The 17,806-nt window shown below is 74.1% G+C and carries 14 protein-coding genes; 8 read left to right on the top strand and 6 right to left on the bottom strand.

The features are described from left to right. Positions 1-63: 63 nt before the first annotated feature. The gene (locus tag AB0G17_RS07640; RefSeq protein ID WP_361377052.1) at positions 64-654 is read left to right on the top strand and encodes a TIGR03086 family metal-binding protein; all 591 of its coding nucleotides are present in this window, start codon (positions 64-66) and stop codon (positions 652-654) included. A 29-nt stretch (positions 655-683) separates the two neighbouring features. On the opposite strand, the gene AB0G17_RS07645 is transcribed toward AB0G17_RS07640, so the two are convergent. Continuing rightward, positions 684-1,163, bottom strand: a complete 480-nt coding sequence (locus tag AB0G17_RS07645; RefSeq protein ID WP_361377055.1) for a CBS domain-containing protein — start codon at positions 1,161-1,163, stop codon at positions 684-686. A gap of 249 nt (positions 1,164-1,412) precedes the next feature. Here AB0G17_RS07645 and AB0G17_RS07650 point away from each other — a divergent pair, with 249 nt between their 5' ends. Beyond that, a complete protein-coding gene (locus AB0G17_RS07650) occupies positions 1,413-2,246 on the top strand; it encodes an RNA polymerase sigma factor SigF (protein WP_361377058.1) in 834 nt (277 codons plus the stop codon). Here the strand turns inward: AB0G17_RS07650 and AB0G17_RS07655 are convergent. Further along, on the bottom strand, positions 2,158-3,360 hold the full coding sequence (locus AB0G17_RS07655) for a PAS domain-containing protein (RefSeq protein WP_361377061.1): 1,203 nt from the start codon (positions 3,358-3,360) through the stop codon (positions 2,158-2,160). The two genes, AB0G17_RS07650 and AB0G17_RS07655, sit on opposite strands and share 89 nt — an antisense overlap. A 71-nt stretch (positions 3,361-3,431) precedes the next feature. Between AB0G17_RS07655 and AB0G17_RS07660 the strand changes: the two genes are divergently transcribed. After that, a complete protein-coding gene (locus AB0G17_RS07660; protein ID WP_361377064.1) occupies positions 3,432-4,139 on the top strand; it encodes an ANTAR domain-containing protein in 708 nt (235 codons plus the stop codon). Positions 4,140-4,265: 126 nt separating this feature from the next. Further along, a complete protein-coding gene (locus tag AB0G17_RS07665; protein ID WP_361377067.1) occupies positions 4,266-5,480 on the top strand; it encodes an aminotransferase class I/II-fold pyridoxal phosphate-dependent enzyme in 1,215 nt (404 codons plus the stop codon). Positions 5,481-5,557: 77 nt separating this feature from the next. On the opposite strand, the gene AB0G17_RS07670 is transcribed toward AB0G17_RS07665, so the two are convergent. Continuing rightward, the gene (locus AB0G17_RS07670; RefSeq protein WP_361377214.1) at positions 5,558-6,208 is read right to left on the bottom strand and encodes a VTT domain-containing protein; all 651 of its coding nucleotides are present in this window, start codon (positions 6,206-6,208) and stop codon (positions 5,558-5,560) included. Continuing rightward, on the bottom strand, positions 6,208-6,978 hold the full coding sequence (locus AB0G17_RS07675; protein ID WP_361377070.1) for an MBL fold metallo-hydrolase: 771 nt from the start codon (positions 6,976-6,978) through the stop codon (positions 6,208-6,210). Before AB0G17_RS07675 ends, AB0G17_RS07670 begins: the two co-directional genes overlap by 1 nt. A gap of 269 nt (positions 6,979-7,247) precedes the next feature. Between AB0G17_RS07675 and AB0G17_RS07680 the strand changes: the two genes are divergently transcribed. From AB0G17_RS07680 to AB0G17_RS07695, 4 genes are all read left to right on the top strand, one after another. Further along, entirely contained in the window at positions 7,248-7,652 is a 405-nt protein-coding gene (locus AB0G17_RS07680; protein WP_361377073.1) for a hypothetical protein, read from the top strand. A gap of 96 nt (positions 7,653-7,748) precedes the next feature. Beyond that, entirely contained in the window at positions 7,749-9,881 is a 2,133-nt protein-coding gene (locus AB0G17_RS07685; protein WP_361377076.1) for a phage holin family protein, read from the top strand. 66 nt (positions 9,882-9,947) lie between these two features. Then, positions 9,948-11,330, top strand: coding sequence for an amino acid permease (locus AB0G17_RS07690; protein WP_361377079.1), 1,383 nt, complete (start codon positions 9,948-9,950; stop codon positions 11,328-11,330). A 376-nt stretch (positions 11,331-11,706) separates the two neighbouring features. Beyond that, the gene (locus AB0G17_RS07695) at positions 11,707-13,305 is read left to right on the top strand and encodes an alpha/beta hydrolase (protein ID WP_361377082.1); all 1,599 of its coding nucleotides are present in this window, start codon (positions 11,707-11,709) and stop codon (positions 13,303-13,305) included. A 43-nt stretch (positions 13,306-13,348) separates the two neighbouring features. Here the strand turns inward: AB0G17_RS07695 and AB0G17_RS07700 are convergent, their stop codons facing one another. Both AB0G17_RS07700 and AB0G17_RS07705 read right to left on the bottom strand, forming a co-directional pair. Further along, entirely contained in the window at positions 13,349-14,425 is a 1,077-nt protein-coding gene (locus AB0G17_RS07700) for a type III polyketide synthase (protein ID WP_361377085.1), read from the bottom strand. 344 nt (positions 14,426-14,769) lie between these two features. Next, a complete protein-coding gene (locus tag AB0G17_RS07705; protein ID WP_361377088.1) occupies positions 14,770-17,685 on the bottom strand; it encodes a glycoside hydrolase family 2 TIM barrel-domain containing protein in 2,916 nt (971 codons plus the stop codon). Between the last annotated feature and the right edge of the window lie 121 nt (positions 17,686-17,806).

A 17,806-nucleotide genomic window follows, 5' to 3' on the forward strand; every position in this document is an offset into this window, starting at 1 on the left:
CCGTCGGCGCAATCGGGGCGATCCGTGCTTGAGCCGTACGCCCCGGTCCGAGAGAGTGGCCCCATGGACTCTTCTGCGTCTGCGGACCACGCCCAGCTCCTCGACCGCCACCGCGAGGCCGTCGCCCTCTTCGGCTCCCGCGTCCACGACGTCCGGCCCGACCAGTGGGACCTGCCCACGCCGTGCAGCGAGTGGACGGTACGGGACCTCGTCAACCATTTGGCCGTCGAGCAGCTGTGGGTGCCGCCGCTGGTCGCGGAGGGCCGCACGATCGCGGACGTCGGGGACGCCTTCGAGGGCGATGTGCTCGGCGCGGACCCGGTGGGCGTGTGGGAGAGGGCCAGGACCGCCGCGGTGGCCGCGTTCGCCGCGCCGGGCGCGCTCGACGGCACGGTCCACCTCTCGTACGGCGAGACGCCCGCCGCCGCGTACTGCTCGCAGATGGTGGCGGACGCGGTGGTGCACACCTGGGACCTGTCCCGGGCGATCGGCGCGGACGAGTGGCTGCCCCGGGCCCTGGTCGACGCGGCGGCACGGGAGTTCGGCGGATACGCCGACCAGCTGCCCCCGAGCCTGTTCCACGCGCCCGTGAAGGTGCCCGACTCGGCCGACGCCCAGACGCGCCTGCTCGCGATGCTGGGCCGAGCTGCCTGACGTCGGGTCAGGGCTTCGGAGCAGCTGCGTCAGAGCGACTGAGGGGGTCCCGGGCGGTCGGACCGGCGCCCCTGCCGGGGCACCTCCGGCCAGGGCCGCGGGGCCGCCCGGCTGATCTCCGCCAGGGCCGAGTGAGGGTCCTGGTGGGCGGCGACGTCGGCGAGGCTCACCATGCCCAGCGGGCGGCCGTCCTCGACCACCGGCAGCCGGCGCACCGCGTGCCGCCGCATCAGCCGCACCGCCGTCGCCACCTCGTCGTCGGGGCCCACGCACACCGGTGAACGGGTGCAGACCGACTGCACGCTGACGGTCAGCGGATCGGCGCCGTCGGCCACCGCGCGCAGCGTGATGTCCCGGTCGGTGAGCACCCCGATCAGCCGGTCGCCGCGCGCGACCAGCACGTCCCCCACGTCCTGGGCGCGCATCAGCTGGGCCGCTTCGACCAGCGAGGCATCGGGCCGTAGCGCCGCGACTCCCGCCGTCATGACTTCCCGGACGTACCGTGCCATCGCTGCCCGCCTCGTCTCCTTCTCGGCTCCGTCCCGCCGCAGTACCCCGCCCCGCGCCGTCCATGCCGGACCGGGGGCGTTTGGAGTGGAAGACCCCGGGCAGGCGCTTGTCGTGCTTCGGACCGGAGGCACGTCCGTGGGAGCGGCTGTCCGCTCCGGGCGTGCCCGCGCATCGGCCGGGGCACCCGGCGCAGCTCCTCCCAGCGGTGACCACCATCCGAACCCCCACCGTTCAGGGAGCTGTCCCGCATGCGTACTCACGCACCCGCCACAGCCAAGCACCCGCACGACGACGCCCCCGACACCGCAGACGCGTTCGCGCGTCTGGCCGCCCTGCCCGCCGGTCCCGAACGGCACGCGCTGCGCCAGGAGCTGGTCCGGGCCTGGCTGCCCATGGCGGAGCGGCTGGCCGGCCGGTTCCGGAACCGGGGCGAGGCCCTCGACGACCTGCGCCAGGTCGCGGCCCTGGGCCTGGTCAAGGCCGTCGACCGGTACGACCCGGAGCGCGGCGCCGCGTTCGAGAGCTTCGCGGTCCCCACCATCACCGGCGAGCTCAAACGCCACTTCCGCGACCACATGTGGACCCTGCACGTGCCGCGCCGGGTCCAGGACCTGCGCGGCCGGGTCCGCGCCGCCCGCCAGGAGCTCATGCAGACCGCGGGCGCCCGCAACCCCTCCGTGGCGGACATCGCCGCGCACACCGGAATGACCGAGGACGAGGTCAAGGCCGGTCTCGAAGCCCTCGACAGCTTCTCCGCGCTGTCCCTGGACGCCGAACTGCCGGGCGCCGAGGACGGATACAGCCTCAGCGACTCGCTGGGCGCGGCCGACCCGGCGCTCGACGTCGTCGTCGACCGCGAGTCCGTCAAACCGGGGCTGCGCCGGCTCCCGCCGAGGGAGCGGCAGATCCTCTACATGCGGTTCTTCCGCGACATGACGCAGAGCCGGATCGCCGAGGACCTGGGCATCTCCCAGATGCACGTCTCCCGGCTGATCACTCGCTGCTGCACTCGGCTGCGGGACCAGGCCCTGCGGGAGCCGGCTCCGGCCGCTCACCGTCCGGTGGAGCGGGACGCCGCATAGCCAGCGCCACATGGCGGGCCATCACGTCCACCGCCTGCGCCTCCGCCATCGAGAACGGCTCGGCCGACCCCGTACGGAAGAGGGTGAGCACGCCCTGTACGGGGCCGGGGGCGCCGAGCGGCACGCACAGCAAGGACGTGACGTCCGCGCGGGCCAGGACCGGCGCGCCCGAGGGGTCGTGCCCGAACCCGTCGGTGTCCTCGGGCCGCACCTGCAGCGAGGTCGCCCCGGCCCGGGCCGCCTCCGCCACCAGCGGGGCGCGGGCCGGGTCCTGCCCGGCGACGGCGCGGCGCAGCGCCGAGTCCTCCTCGGCCGCCGGGCCCAGGACGGCGACGCGCCGGGGTCCGCCCTCCACCACGTCGGCGATCACCCACTGGGCGAAGCTTCCGCACAGCACCCGGGCGGCCGTGCCGAGCACCTCGGCGCGGCCGCCGGGCGGCAGCCGCAGCAGCGCCGCCGCCATCGTGTCCACCAGGTCCATCAGCCGGGCGTGCCGCGTCGACTCGGCGAGATCGGGCACCTCGGGCTGCGGGGCGGCGGCCGACGCGGCCGCGGATATCCCCGGCTGGAACACCACCAGGACGGCCGGGTGCGGCTCGTCCGGCGGGCGCAGCGCGGTCAGGGTGGCGAGCAGCGGCTCCTCCGGGCGCTGCTGCAGACGCACGGTCAGTCCCCGGTCGCCCTCGCCGCGGGCCACGGCCGCGGCCTGCGAGCGGAACGCGGCACGGTCGCCCGGCATCAGCAGCGCGGCCAGCGGCCGTCCGGTCGCGTACCCGGCGCGGACTCCGGTCAGCCCGGTGGCCGCGAAGTTCAGCCTGCGCACCACGGTCTCCCGGTCGACGAGCGCCACCGGCAGCGGCAGCCGCTGGAACAGCGCCTTCAGCAGCAGCCGCTCCTGCCGGTCGCCCGGCGAGCCGGACGCGCCCGCGGCGCCGGCGACGAACTGCTCGTACCGGGGCCACAACTGGTCGGCCACGTGCTGGAGTTCGAAGAGCGCGGCGTCGAGGACCGTCAGCCGCTCCCCGTCGCCCTGCGAGCGCGCGGTGCGCAGCTCGCCCACCCGTCTGACGAAGTCCGCCAGTTCCTCGCCGAAATCGTCCGCCGTCTGCGTCATAGCAGCAAGTTAGCCGCTCGCACCGTTTCCCGGACCGGGGGCAGGGAAGGCGCCGTTCAGGAGGTTCTCCCATGTTCTCCGAGCCGGAACGTCAACGACCGCACTCCGCCTCGCCCGTGGGCCGGCTCTCCCGGCTCGCCGAGCAGTCCGTGCGCTGCGCCCCTGCCTCCTGCGGCGCCGTGGCGACCATCGCCGACAGCGGACCCGAGCGCCGGGTCACCGCCACCCATCCCGACCTCGCGCCCCTCGCCGGCGTCCAGCTGGCCTGCGGCGAGGGGCCCATCCCGACCGCGCTGGACGTCGGCGCGCCGGTGGACACCGAGGACCTGCTGACGGAGAGCCGCTGGCCCGGCTACCGCGCGCTGGCTCTGGAGTCGGGCGTACGGTCCTGCATCACCCTTCCCTTCCGCCGCTCCGGCATCGAAGTCACCCTCAGCCTCTACAGCTTCCGCCCCGGTTCGCTCGACGAGGCCGTGTGCGGCCCGGTGAGCATCCTCGGCGAGGAGACCACCGAGGGGCTCGTCCGCGACCGCCGCTACCACGCGGCCCTGGCCGAGGTGGAGCAACTGGAGGCGGCGTTGCGTTCCCGCCCGGTCATCGACCAGGCCAGCGGCATCGTGATGCATGTGCTCGGCTGCGACGCGGAAGAGGCCTTCGCCGTACTGCGCACCGTCTCGCAGCACGCCAACCGCAAGCTGTCCGAGGTCGCCGAGGGAGTGGTCCGCACCAAGGGCCGCGGTCTGGAGGACGAGCTCGCCGCCCTCGCCCGCCCCGCCTGACCGCCGCCGCCCGTCCCCATCCGTCACGTCCGCGTACGCATGCGGAGCGGCGCCGCTGAGCAAACCTCCGTATAAAGGGCTCACGGGGCCGAAACGACGGACCGCGGGGCGCGAAGGAGGCGGCGCATGCACGGGACGGTGGCGGAGGGCCGGGGACCGGTCCGCTATGGACCGCCCGCGCCCGGCACCGGGCTGCCCGTCCTGCCCGAACTGGCCGGGGTCCTGGCGGGCGCCGCCGGGCGCACCGCGCCCGAACCGCCCGGCGGCGGACCCGGCCTTCGCGAGGCCGCCTGCGGCTACTGGTCGCGGCGGGGACTGCGCGGCGAGCCCGAGCTCGTGGCCGCCGCGCCCGGCGCCCAGCCGCTCCTGTTCGCCCTGCTCGCCTCGTACGGGGGCGATGTCCTGCTGCCCCGCCCCTGCCCGGCCTGGTGGACCCCGCAGGCCCGGCTGCTCGGGCGGCCCGCCTACCACGTGCCGACCCCGGCGGAGTGCGGCGGCGTCCCCGATCCCTACGCCCTCCTGGAGACCGTGCGCCGGGTGCGCACCGAGGGCGGGGTGCCCCGGCTCCTGGTGCTCTCCGTCGCCGACGACCCGACCGCGACGGTCGCGCCGCCCGAGACCGTACGGGAGGCCTGCGAGGCGGCCGTGGGGGAGGGGCTGCACATCATCAGCGACGAGACCTGGCGCGACACCCTGCACCACCCGCACGACACGGTCCTGTTCAGCCCCGCCGAGATGTGGCCCGACGACGTCACGGTCCTCTCCGACCTGTCGGGCGCGCTCACCCCGGCCGGGTGGCCCGCCGCCGTCGCCCGCTTCCCGGCCACCGAGCGCGGCGCCCAGCGCCGAGCCCGCGCCCTCGACGTCCTCACCGCGCTCGGCTCGGTCCTGGCGGGCCCGGTCGCGGAGGCCGCCGCTTACGCCCTGGGCGAGCCGGATCCGGTCGCGGCCCGGATGCGCCGGGCCGCCACCCTGCACGGCGCCCTCGCCGAGGCTGCCCACCGCGCGGTCCTCGCCGCCGGGGCCTTCGCCCGGCCCCCGCAGGCGGGCCGCCACCTCTACGCCGACCTCGGGCCCCTGCGCAACCGGCTGGCCGCACGCGGGGTCACCGACTCGATGGAGCTGGAGGAGTACCTCACGGCCCGCCTCGGCGCCCCCGCACCCGGTGGCCACCGCTTCGGCGACGAACTGGGCGCGCTGCGCGTCCGGCTCGCCACGGGGCCGCTGCTCGGGGCGACCGAGGAGGAGTGCGCGCGGACGCTGGACGCGGCGGAGCCGCTGGAACTGCCGCATGTGCGGCGGGCGTTGGCCGCGTTCGGGGAGGCGCTCGACGGACTGTGAGCCCGGGCCGGGGCCCACCGGAGTGCCCACGCACCCCTGCCGGAGAAACGCGTGCCGGCGATCCGAACCCGCCCGTACTACTTCGGCGCCTCCACCGGCTCCGTCGGCGCCCCGTGCCGCACCCTGCGCCACACCGTCGGGCCCGCGCTGATCAGCAGGGTCAGCACGACCGCCGCGACCACGCCCTGCCACGGCTCGGGGAAGAGCGAGCCGCCCAGGATGCCGATCAGCCCGTACGCCCCGGCCCACGCCACACACGCGGGCACGTCGCCGCGTACGAACGTGCGCAGCGGCATCTCGCCGAGCAGGCACGCCAGCATCACCGGGATCCGGCCCGCCGGGACCAGCCGGGACAGGACCAGGACGGCGGCCCCGTGCCGGTTCAGCTTGTCCTGGGCCTGCTCCAGGCGGTCCGGCGCCGCCCGGTCCCGCAGCGCCGCCAGCCAGCGCGACCCGCCGCGCGAACGCACTCCGCGCTGCCCCAGCCAGTACAGCCCGACGTCTCCCAGAAACGCGGCGAGCGCGCCCACCGCGAAGACCAGCAGCAGCGAGAACCACGCCGTCTGGTGGAAGGCGACCACCGCGGCCGTCGACACCAGCGCTCCCGTGGGCACCACGGGCACCAGCGAGCCCAGCACCACCAGGATGAACAGGGAGGGGTAGCCGAGCGCCTGCTGGGTCGACTCCGGCGGCACCTGGCCCGCCGCCCGTGCCAGGAACACGCCGATCACCGCGCGGCCTCCGGCCGTACGCTCTCGCCGTGCGCAAGGCGGTGCACCGTCACCCCGGGGGCGAGCCGGGCCGCGTGGCGGGCGAAGTCGTCCCCGGGCGCGTGGAACTCGTGCGGGCGCACCCCGTCGAGCCCGATCGGCCAGTACGTGCCGTAGTGCACCGGCACCGCCGCCCGCGCCCCGAGCCGCGCGAGGGCCTGGGCGGCCCGGCCCGCGTCCAGGTGCCCGGGGCCCAGGTAGGGACCCCAGCCGCCGACCGGGAGCAGGGCCACGTCGACCGGGCCGACCTCCTCGGCCATCGAGTCGAAGAGCCCGGTGTCCCCGGCGAAGTAGGTGCGCGCCCGGCCCTCGACGACATAGCCCAGCGCGGGCGCCCGGTGCGGCCCGAACGGCAGGCGCCGCCCGTCGTGCCGTGCGCTGACCGCCCGTATCCGCAGGTCACCGGCGTCGATCACATCCCCGGGCCGCACCTCGGTGACGCGCAGCCCGAGCCTGCCCAGCCCCGGCACCGCCCGGACCGCGCCGTGCGGCACCACCAGCCGCGTGCCGGGCGCGAGCCGGGCCAGCGAGGGCAGGTGCAGATGGTCGGAGTGCAGATGCGAGACCAGCACGACGTCGGCGACGGCGGCCTCGGGCGGCGGCACCGCCCCCCGCCGCCTGCGCAGATGCGCCAGACGCCGGGCGAAGAGCGGATCGGTCAGCACCCGCACTCCGGAGTCCTCGACCGTGCAGGTGGCGTGACCCCACCAGGTGATCTCCACCGGCACCCGAAATCTCCTCCGCTCGAAAACCACCGCGCGCGCTGTTGTGTACGAGCCTAAGTGTCGTGGGGCGCACAGGACGGGGTCCGGGGTTGGCATCGGTCCACGAAGGGAAGGCCCGGCATGAACATGCACTCTGAGCAGTGCCCCCGCTGCGGCGGGATACTCGCGGTGACCCAGGACGGCTGGAAGATCTGCCACTCATGCGGCTACTCCTCGCCGCCGTGAACCAGGAGTAGGGTCGGCACCACAAACGAAGGGCATGGGGGTCGGTCATGGGTGACGTGCGAGTGGCGGCGATCGCCAGCCTGACCCCGCTGGAGGAACTCGACCTGGACCCCTTCCTGGTGGACACCCGCAGCCAGCACGAGATGTGCGCGCGCTGGGCCGCCGACAAGGGGTACGTGGTCACCCGGCAACTGCTCTTCTACGGCCTGCGCCCCGACCACCTCGGACTGTGGGCGGACGTGGACGCGGGCCAGGTGGACCTGTTCGTCGCGCCCAACGAACGCGTCCTGGAACGGGCGTTGACCTCCGTGCCGGACTTCTCCGCCGAGTGCGAGCGCCGCGGGGTGCGCCTGGAGACGGCCGGGCTCGACGAACCGGCGTACGACGCGGCCAAGAAGGCCCACATCCACCGCAGACTCTCGATGCCGACCGCCGGGTACGACGGCTGCTGACCCCTCCGGCGCCCGCGGAAACAAAATCGCCGGCCGGTCTCCGCCCCTGTGACACGCTGGGAGGGAACGACTGGGCGAGAGGCAGTGACGAGCGGCGTGAGTACAGGGCGATGGCGGACGGCGGGCAGCGCCCTGGTGCGGGTGATCGTGGTGTGGGCGGTCTCCACCCTCACGATGATGGTGCTCGCGGGGATCCTCCCCGACTTCCGGCTCAAGTCCGAGGGCGGCGACAGCATCACCCGCGTCGCGCTCACCGCCGCCTGGGGAGCGGGGGCCTTCGGTCTGCTCAGCGCCCTGGTGTGGCCGCTGGTGGTGCGTGCGTTCCTGCTGGTCCCGGCGCTTGTCCTGGGCCTGTTGGTGTTCTTCCTGAACGGCTCGCTGCTGCTGATCGCGCTGAGCCTGATCCCCAGCGGGCGCGGCGCCGCCCAGCCGGAGACGGCGGTGGTGGTGGCCGCCGCGATGTCGGCCGTCGCCTCGGCCACCTCCACCGCGCTCGCGGTCCGGGACGACAACGCCTACCGGCGCAGGCTCTCGCGCCTGGCCGACCGGCGCCGCCGCAGGGGCGGCGACGAGCACCGGGGTGCCGAGACTCCCGGCACGGTCTTCCTCCAGCTCGACGGCGTGGGCCACGACGTCCTGTGCCACGCGGTCGGCGCCGGACTGATGCCGACCGTGGCCGGCTGGCTGGAGCGGACCCACCGGCTCACCCCATGGCGCACCGACTGGTCCAGCCAGACCGGGGCCAGCCAGCTCGGCATCCTGCACGGCTGCACCTTCGACGTGCCCGCCTTCCGCTGGTACGAGAAGGACACCGGCGAGCTGATGGTCTCCAACCGCCCCGCCTCCGCGGTCGAGCTCCAGCGCCGGGCCGTCGAGCGCACCGGCGACGGCGGGCTGCTCACCGTCGACGGCGCCAGCCGCGGCAACCTCTTCTCCGGCGGCGCCGACCAGCTCGCCCTGGTCCTGTCGATGGCGGCCCGGCGCGGCCGCCGCACCCGCTCCCGGGCCGGCTACTTCGCGTACTTCTCGGACCCGGCCAACGCCGTGCGCACCGCGCTCTCCTTCGTCGCCGAGGTCGGCCGCGAGATCGGCGAGTCCACCCGGGCCCGGCTGCGCGGGGACGCACCACGGGTACGGCGCGGCGGGCTCTACCCGTTCATCCGGGCGTTCGCGACCGTCGTCGAGCGCGATGTGGTGGTCGCGGCGGTGATCGGCGACATGCTCGCCGGGCGTACCGCGGTCTACGCCGACCTGGTGGCCTACGACGAGGTGGCCCACCACTCCGGGCCGCGCGGCCGGGACGCCCAGAAGGTCCTGGAGCGCCTGGACCGGTCGATCGCGCTGCTCGCCAAGGTCGCCGAGCACGCCCCGAGGGCGTACCGGATCGTGCTGCTCTCCGACCACGGGCAGAGCCCGGGCGAGACGTTCGCGGCGGCCTACGGGCTGACCCTGAAGGACCTGGTGCGGGCCGGGTGCGGGCTGCCCGTGCCGCGCAGCGCCGGGCGCACCAAGAGCGGCGCGGAGGCGCGGGACGCGGTGCGGGTGGCGCTGCACCGGCCGGTCCCGGAGGACGGGCAGGAGGAGGCCGGGCCCGCCTCCGACCCGATCGTGCTCGCCTCCGGCAACCTCGGACTCGTCTCCTTCCCGGACACCGAGGGACGGCTCAGCCGTGAGGAGATCGACCGCCGCCACCCCGCGCTCCTGCGCACCCTCGCCGGGCACCCCGGCATCGGGTTCCTCCTGGTGCGCAGCGAGGAGTACGGCGCGGTGGTGATCGGCGGCGCGGGCACGGACCGGATCCAGGAGGTGCCGATCGGGGAACTGGAGGACGGGAAGGGCCCGCTGAGCGGGTTCGGGCCCGGCGCGGCCGAGGCCGTACGGCGAACGGACACGTTCCCGCACACCGCCGACATCATGGTCAACTCCATGTACGACCCGGTCACTGGGGAGGTGCACGCCTTCGAGGAGCAGATCGGCTCGCACGGCGGACTCGGCGGCGAGCAGGCGCACCCGTTCCTGCTGTCGCCGCGCGAGCTGTCGGCACCGGTCGCCGGTGACGGGCGGCTGGTGGGCGCCGAGCAGGTGCACCAGGTGCTGCGGCGGTGGCTGCGCGAGTGCCTGGGGCCGCAGGTGCCGGTTTCCGCCGCCACGCAGATTCCCCGGTCCGAAGCCGAAGCGGAAGGACCTTTTCCGGTTGAGGGGGCGGCTCTGCGGGACAAATCCGCGTGATTTTGCGCGGGGCCCTCCGTACCCGAACATGAACGGGTTTTGGCACGGAGAGAGGCGCACCACCCCATGACCACGCAAGAGACCCAGAGCAGGCATGCCCGGCAGTTCGGATTGCCGGTGGCGACCGCTCTGGTCATGGGCAACATCATCGGCGGCGGGATCTTCCTGCTGCCGGCGTCGGTCGCCCCCTTCGGCACCATCAGCCTGCTCGCCTTCGCGGTCCTGACCGTCGGCGCGATCGCGCTGGCCCTGGTCTTCGGCCGCCTCGCCCAGCGGCTGCCGCGGACCGGCGGACCCTACGTCTACGCGCGCGAGGCGTTCGGCGACTTCGCCGGGTTCCTCGCCGCCTGGTCGTACTGGATCACCACCTGGGTCTCCAACGCGGCGCTCGCCGTGGCGGCCGTGGGCTACCTCGACGTGCTGATACCCGTGCACGGCAACAAGGCGGCGACCATCGCGGCGGCGCTGGCCCTCCAGTGGCTCCCCGCCCTCGCCAACCTCGCGGGCACCCGGTACGTGGGCGCGGTCCAACTGGTCTCCACCGTCCTGAAGTTCGCGCCGCTGCTGCTGGTCGCGGTCGGCGGGCTCTTCTTCTTCGACCCCGCCAACCTCGGCCCCCTGCAGGCCGACGACCACAGCGCGATGGGCGCCGTCTCCGCCTCGGCCGCGATCCTGCTCTTCAGCTACCTCGGCGTCGAGTCGGCCGCGGTCAGCGCGGGCGAGGTCCGCGACCCGCGCCGCAACGTCGGCCGCGCCACCATCCTCGGCACCATCGGCGCCGCCCTGATCTACCTCCTGGGCACCCTCTCGGTCTTCGGAACCGTGCCGCACGACCGCCTGGTGACCTCCACCGCGCCGTTCACCGACGCCGTCGACGCCATGTTCGGCGGCACCTGGGGCGGCACGGCGGTCGCCGTCGCCGCGCTGGTCTCCATGGTCGGCGCCCTCAACGGCTGGACCCTGCTGAGCGCCCAGACCCCGTATGCCGCGGCCAAGGACGGCCTGTTCCCCCAGGCCTTCGCCCGCAAGAGCCGGGGCGTGCCCACCGTCGGCGTCCTCGTCACGGTCGTCCTCGCCTCGTCCCTGACCGTCTACAACTACACGGCGGGCTCGAAGGGCGTCTTCGAGATGCTGGTCCTGGTCACCACCTTCACGGCGACCGTCCCCTACCTCCTGTCCACCGCCGCCCAGATCTACTTCCTCGCCTCCGGCCGCGCCGACCGCGTCCACCGCGGCCGCCTGATCCGCGACGGGCTGCTGGCCGGCCTCGCCGGCGCCTTCTCGCTGTGGCTGGTCGCCGGCTCCGGCTACGAGGCGGTCTACCAGGGCGTGCTGTTCCTCTTCGCGGGCGTGCTGGTGTACGCGCTCCTCGCGGCCCGCAAGCAGCGCTCCCAGCAGGACGCGGTCGAACTCCCGGAGCAGGCGGTACGGGAGAGCGTCGGCGCGTAACGGCGGACGAACGGGCGGGGCCCGGCCCCGCCCGTTCACCCCAAGGGGCCGGTGTTCCCGGCGCGCTGACGGGCGTTCACCCATCGGCCCCTTCGCGGCGCTCAACGCGATGCTGCGCGCCGAGACCGCCCGGATCCGGCCGGCCCCCGCGACCCCCGACCGGGACCCCGAACCCGCCGAGGACCAGCACCGACCCTCGGCCGACCCGCACGGCCAGTAGCCGGGGCCGCCGTGGCAGGGCGGTGGACCGGCCGGGACCGCCGCCCTCATGACCTGCTGTTCTCACAGGGAGTGACGACAGTGGGGGATCCGTGGTGCGGTACTCCGTTCGGCGGCTTACGTTTGCTGCGGGGGCACCCCGACCGAAAGGTCTGCCATGCGCGGACGTACGACAGCGGGCGCCGCCGGTGCGGCGATGGCGCTGCTCGCCCTGGCGCTTCCGGCCGCGGCGGACGGCCGCAAGCCCGATCTGACCCGCTTCTACACCCAGCACCTGACCTGGGGCGGCTGCACCGTCAAGGACGCCCCCAGGGGCATGGAGTGCGCCCAGCTGACCGTGCCCGTCGACTACGCCCGGCCCGAGGGCGGCACGATCGCGCTGGCGGTGGCCCGCGTACGGGCGGCCGAGTCGGGCGAGGGCCCCACCGGCACGGGCACCGGGGCGGGCACGGCCTCACCGGGCGGCGCGGCCTCCGCGACCGCCCCCAAGGGCTCGCTTGTCTTCAACTTCGGCGGTCCCGGCGAGTCCGGCCTCAAGGACCTCGGCGGCTTCATGGCGGACACCACGCGGCTCGCCCCGGCGTACGACCTGGTCAGCTTCGATCCCAGGGGAGTGGGCCGCAGCTCGCCCGTGCGCTGCGGCGCCAAGGCCGAGCAGGACATCGAGAGCACCTCGGACAGCGCTCCGGCCGACGACGCCGAAAGCCGGGGGCAGCTCGTCGACGAACTGAAGCTGGTCGCCGAGGAGTGCCGCAGGGCCACCGGCGAGCTGCTGCCGCACGTCGGCACCATCAACGCCTCCCGCGACCTGGACGTGCTGCGCCAGGCGCTTGGCGACAAGAAGCTGAACTACTTCGGCATCTCCTACGGCACACGGCTCGGCGCGGTCTACGCCTCCCAGTTCCCCAAGCGCACCGGGCGGATGGTCCTGGACGCCGTGGACTCGCTGACGGCGGACGCGGCGCAGTCGGCGCTCGCCCAGGCCACGGCGTTCCAGAAGGGCCTGGAGACCTTCCTGTCCGACTGTGCCGCCCAGGGCGCGCTCTGTCCGCTCGGCGCGACCACCGCCAAGGCGACCAGCACGCTGGACGCGACCGTCGCCCGGCTCGACCGCAAGAGCGCCAAGACCGCCTCCGGCGCCGACTTCACCTCCGGCGACCTGCGGACCGCGATCACCAACTCGCTCTACGCCGAGCAGCTGTGGCCCACCCTCGCGCAGGGCATCGCGACCCTCCACCACAAGGGCGACCCGGCCGTGCTCGACGCGATCAACAAGCAGTTCGCGGGCGAGGACGCGCAGGGCGACCGCCCCGCCGACGACAACAGCCACGAGGCGCTCCTCGCGGTGAACTGCGCCGACGACCCGGTCCGCGCCAAGGACCCGGCCGCGGAACTCGCCTCACTGCAGGAGGAGTTCGCCAAGGCCTCCCCGATGTTCGGCCCGGACCAGGTGGGCGCGGCGATCTCCTGCACGGGCTGGCCCGCCGGTACGGACTACATCCGCAAGATAGACAAGACCGGGGCGCCGCCCGTCCTGCTCATCGGCACCAAGGGTGACCCCGCCACCCCGTACCAGTGGGCGGCGGAGACCGCCCGCCACCTCGGCAAGGGCGTGGTGCTCACCTACGAGGGCGAGGGGCACGGCGGCTACACGGCCTCGCAGTGCGTCCGGGACAAGGCGGACACCTTCCTGCTGGACGGCGTGCTGCCCGCCCAGGGGACGTCCTGCGCCCGCGAGACGCCCCCGGAGCACTGAGCACTGAGCACTGAGCAGTGAGCACTGAGCGCGGCGGGCGGGGTCAGTTGCTCATCGCGGCCGCCATCGGGGCCGCCCTGGTCCATCGCCCGATCGCCGTCTCGGCCGTGATGCCGGGGCCGAAGCCCGCGATGAGCCCGCCCGCGCCGTCGGCAGCGCCGCCCGCGTCGAAGAGCCGGGCCAGCGCGTCGAAGACCACGGAGCTGGCGATGTTGCCGCGCTCGGTGAGGGTGGCCCGGCTGAAGCGGAACATCTCCGGCGGCAGGTCCAGGAAGTGGCACAGGTCGTCCAGGATGCGCGGCCCGCCCGCGTGGACGATGAAGAAGTCCATCTGCGGGATCTCCCAACTGTGCTGCGCCACCAGCGCCTTGAGGGCGGGCGCCAGCATCTCCATGGTGCCCGGGACGCGCTTGTCGAGCAGGAAGTGGAACCCGGTGTCCCGCACGGCGTACGAGATCCAGTCCTCGGTGTTGGGCACCAGGTGGGAGCCGTTGCGCTCGATCCGCATGCCCGTGCCGCCCTCGCCGCGCACCACGGCCGCCGAGATGGCGTCCCCGAACAGACCGTTGGAGAGCAGCGAGCCGACGCCGATGTCGGTCGGCTGGTAGCAGAGCGAGCAGAACTCACAGGACACGATCAGTACGTTGGAGCGCGGATACGCCGTGCAGAAGTCGTGCGCGCGGTTGATCGCCGCGCCTCCGGCGGCGCAGCCGAGCTGGGCGATCGGCAGCTGCCGGGTCTCGGTCCTGAACCCCATGGTGTTGATCAGCCAGGCGGTCAGCGACGGCATCATGAAGCCGGTGCAGGAGACGTAGACGATCAGGTCGATGTCCTTGGGCTCCACCTCGGCATGGGCCAGCGCCTGCCGTACGACACCGGGCACCCGGGCCTTGGCCTCCGCCTCGTACAGCAGGTTGCGCTCCTCGAAGCCGGGGTGCTTCAGGGTCTCCTCGATCGGCTGGACGAGGTGGCGGGTCTGGACCCCGGTGTTCTGGATGAGGCGCAGGACGAGGTCCCGCTGGGGATGGTCGGCATGCGTCTCGCGGGCGAGCGCGAGCGTCTCCTCCTGTGTGATCACATGGTCGGGTACGGCTACTGAAGGTCGGCACAGGGTGGCCATGGAACTTCCTTGTCTCCTGCCGGGCAGAGGCCTGCGGTTTCCACGCGGGTGCTCCAGGGGGTGTGCGGTCGTGTGCCTGTCAGGTATCCCCGAGTGGGGTCATGGGCATGTTCTCAAACGGGGTAATTAACCGATTAGGGGGATATTCCGGACTCGGTAGCTCACTCGGGTGACGCGGCCTCGCGGGATGCGGCCGAACGGGGGACGGGGAGGGACCTGCGGGCAGCGCGCGGCAGGCAGCGCGCGGCAGGCGGCGGGCGGCGGGCGGCGGGCGGCGGGAAGCGCGTGGGCGGCCGGGGGTCGCCCACACGCCGCTTCCGCCGTGTCGGTCTGGTCCGCCTGGCTCAGTCGGTGAGTTCGGAGAAGGTGAATGCGAACTCCGCGGGTTCCGCGTGCAGTTGGTGCTGCGGAAGCGGCCCCGGGCCGCAGGACTGGGAGCCGATGCCGTGCTGGCGGTGGTCGAGCGTGACCCAGACGGTGTCGCCCGGGACGAGGTCGGTCATGTGCCGTGCCGCGTCGAGCTGTTCGGTCGTCCAGCGGCGCGCGGTGAACCAGAACTCCGGGTCTCCCTCGACCCGCAGCCCCCCGATCTCCGCCCAGCGGACATCGGCCCGGGCCCCGTTCTCCTGCGGCCGGACGTACGGCGTCTGGAGGGCGTCGACGTCCGCGTGCCACAGCCCCACCGCCGACGCGGTCGCCGTGTCCGGGTACGCCTCGCCCGGCCCGCCCCCGAACCAGCGCACCGGGACGTGGTCGCCCGGGGCGGTGCCCGGGAGCCCGAACCGGATGCCGAGCCGGGGCAGCGGCACCCGCCACTCGCCCTCCGGGGTGACCGCGACCGTCAGCCGCAGCCGGGTCCCGTCGGACGTCCACCGGTACTCCGTGGCGAAGCCCACGTCACGGGCCGCCGGGGCCACACGGGTGCGCACGACCAGCGCGTCGCCGCTCAACTCGACCGAGTCCAGGCGGTGTTGCAGGCGGTGCAGCCCCAGCTCGCGCCAGCGCGTCCCGTACAGCAGATCGGGCCGCCAGGGCGCGCCCTCGTCGTTGTCGGTGGGCGCGCGCCACACGTCGAGCCGCAGCCCGGTGACGGCCACGGCGCCGAAGGCAATGGGCGCACCTGTCCGTGCGTCGAAGAGGCCCGGACCGAGGGCGATCCGATCGCCGGAACGGGTGGGACGGACGCCCAGGGCAGGGGGCGCCGGTATCCGTTCCTTTACGGGCAGTTGGGTCCAGGCCATTTCATGCCCCCGCGCTCCCCATGCCGTCGCCTCCGCGAGCACCGCGCGTACCGTCCACCGGGTCTCGGCTCCCGGGGCCGCCCCGATGGGCCGCTCGGGGAGCTTCAGCTCCGCCCGCTCGCCCGGGCCGAGCTCGGGCACCGCGAGCGTGCCGGTGGCCAGGGGCGCGCCGTCCACCTCGTACGACCAGGTGAAGGCGAGCCCGGAGAGGTCGGTGAAGGCGTACAGATTGGTGATCCGGACCGTGCCCGCCCGGCCGTCGCCCTCGATGCGTACCGGCTCGATCACCTTCTTGTACTCGGCCAGACCGGGGGAGGGGGTACGGTCGGGGAAGAGCAGGCCGTCGCAGACGAAGTTGCCGTCGTGCAGCTCCTCGCCGTAGTCGCCGCCGTAGGCGTAGCCGTACGCCGGGTGCTCCAGGCCGTGGTCGATCCACTCCCAGACGAAGCCGCCCTGGCAGCGCTCGTACGTGTCGAACAGGCGCTGGTAGTCGGCGAGTCCGCCGGGGCCGTTGCCCATCGCGTGGGCGTACTCACACAGGACGAGGGGGAGTCGGCGGCGTGCGTGCGGGCCGCCGTCCAGGCGGCGGCCGATGCGTTCGACCTCGGCGTGCGTGGCGTACATCCGCGAGTACATGTCGGTGTCGCGGCAGTCGGGGTCGCCCTCGTAGTGGATGAGGCGGGAGCCGTCGCGGGAGCGGATCCAGTGGGCCATGGCGGTCAGGCCGCGTCCGGTCCCGGCCTCGTTGCCGAGCGACCAGACGACGACCGACGGGTGGTTCTTGTCGCGCTCGACCATCCGGGCCGCCCGGTCGAGCAGCGCGGGGGTCCAGTGCTCGTCGTCCACCGGGTTGTCGCGCCACGCCTGCTCGACGAAGCCGTGCGTCTCCAGGTCGCACTCGTCGACGACCCAGAGCCCGAGCTCGTCGCACAGGTCGAGGAAGGCGGGGTGCGGCGGATAGTGGCTGGTCCGTACGGCGTTGATGTGGTGCTGCTTCATCAGCAGCACATCGCGGCGCATCGTCCGCTCGTCCAGGGCCCGGCCGGTCGCGGGGTGGAACTCGTGCCGGTTGACGCCCCGGAAGAGCAGCGGGCGGCCGTTGACCTGGATCAGACCGCCTGCCAGGGCGACCGTGCGGAAGCCGATCCGCAGCGGGACGCGCTCGCCCGCCGTGGCCAGCACCGCCTCGTACAGGCGCGGGGTCTCCGCCGTCCACGGCTCTACCGGCACGGTCACCGAGGTGCCGGTCGCGAGGTCGATGCCGAGCTCGGGCACGGTGACGCGGCCCGCGGTGTCGCAGTCGACCCGCAGGGTCCCCTCGCCGGTGACGTGGTCGTAGGAGGCGTGGACGTGGTGGTCACCGACGCACCCCTCGGGGCGGTGCAGCAGCGTGACGTCCCGGAAGATGCCGGGCAGCCACCACTGGTCCTGGTCCTCCAGGTACGAGCCCGACGACCACTGGTGCACCCGCACCGCCAGCACGTTCCCGCGCGCCTTCAGGAGCGGCCCGACGGTGAACTCGTGCGGCAGCCTGCTGCCCTTGAAGTGGCCCAGCTCCCCGCCGTTGAGCCATACCCGGGCGCACGACTCGACGCCGTCGAAGCGCAGCACCGCCCCGCCCGCGCCGGCCGGCGGCCAGTCGTCGGGCAGGTCGAAGACCCGCAGATGGTCGCCGGTCGGGTTCTCGGTCGGTACGCGGGGCGGGTCGACCGGGAACGGGTAGAGGTGGTTGGTGTAGATCGGGCCGCCGAACGCGCCGTCGCCCTGGAGCACCCAGTGTCCGGGCACCCGTATCTCGTCCCACGCCCCGGCGTCGTACCCGGGCGCGGCGAAGCCGTGGTCGTGCGCGTCGGCGGTCCCCGCGAGCCGGAACTTCCAACTCCCGTTCAACGAAAGCCGCTTGGCGTCCGACCCGGCGTACCAGGCGCGCGGCGCAAGCAGGCGCTCCCCACCGCCGGGCGAGAGGGATTCGACGTAGTGGACGTCCGTGACGCCCGGGGTGTGGGAGGGCCCGATCACGAGGCTAGGACGGTGATCGGAACGCGACAAGGGGGCGGGCGGGGCCGTCCGCCGGAGACGGCGGGGCGGCGGCGGACGGCATTACCTCGCGGGTAATCGACCCCCACCACCCCCGCCGGGC

Source organism: Streptomyces sp. NPDC023838 (genome assembly GCF_040639555.1).
Taxonomy (GTDB): Bacteria; Actinomycetota; Actinomycetes; order Streptomycetales; family Streptomycetaceae; genus Streptomyces.

Excerpts from the sequence above, each read along its gene's own strand:
- AB0G17_RS07665 (WP_361377067.1), top strand. The coding sequence starts at position 4,266 with ATGCACGGGACGGTGGCGGAGGGCCGGGGACCGGTCCGCTATGGACCG.
- AB0G17_RS07640 (WP_361377052.1), top strand. The coding sequence starts at position 64 with ATGGACTCTTCTGCGTCTGCGGACCACGCCCAGCTCCTCGACCGCCAC.
- AB0G17_RS07655 (WP_361377061.1), bottom strand. The coding sequence starts at position 3,360 with ATGACGCAGACGGCGGACGATTTCGGCGAGGAACTGGCGGACTTCGTC.
- AB0G17_RS07690 (WP_361377079.1), top strand. The coding sequence starts at position 9,948 with ATGACCACGCAAGAGACCCAGAGCAGGCATGCCCGGCAGTTCGGATTG.
- AB0G17_RS07695 (WP_361377082.1), top strand. The coding sequence starts at position 11,707 with ATGCGCGGACGTACGACAGCGGGCGCCGCCGGTGCGGCGATGGCGCTG.
- AB0G17_RS07660 (WP_361377064.1), top strand. The coding sequence starts at position 3,432 with ATGTTCTCCGAGCCGGAACGTCAACGACCGCACTCCGCCTCGCCCGTG.
- AB0G17_RS07650 (WP_361377058.1), top strand. The coding sequence starts at position 1,413 with ATGCGTACTCACGCACCCGCCACAGCCAAGCACCCGCACGACGACGCC.
- AB0G17_RS07645 (WP_361377055.1), bottom strand. The coding sequence starts at position 1,163 with ATGGCACGGTACGTCCGGGAAGTCATGACGGCGGGAGTCGCGGCGCTA.
- AB0G17_RS07700 (WP_361377085.1), bottom strand. The coding sequence starts at position 14,425 with ATGGCCACCCTGTGCCGACCTTCAGTAGCCGTACCCGACCATGTGATC.
- AB0G17_RS07680 (WP_361377073.1), top strand. The coding sequence starts at position 7,248 with ATGGGTGACGTGCGAGTGGCGGCGATCGCCAGCCTGACCCCGCTGGAG.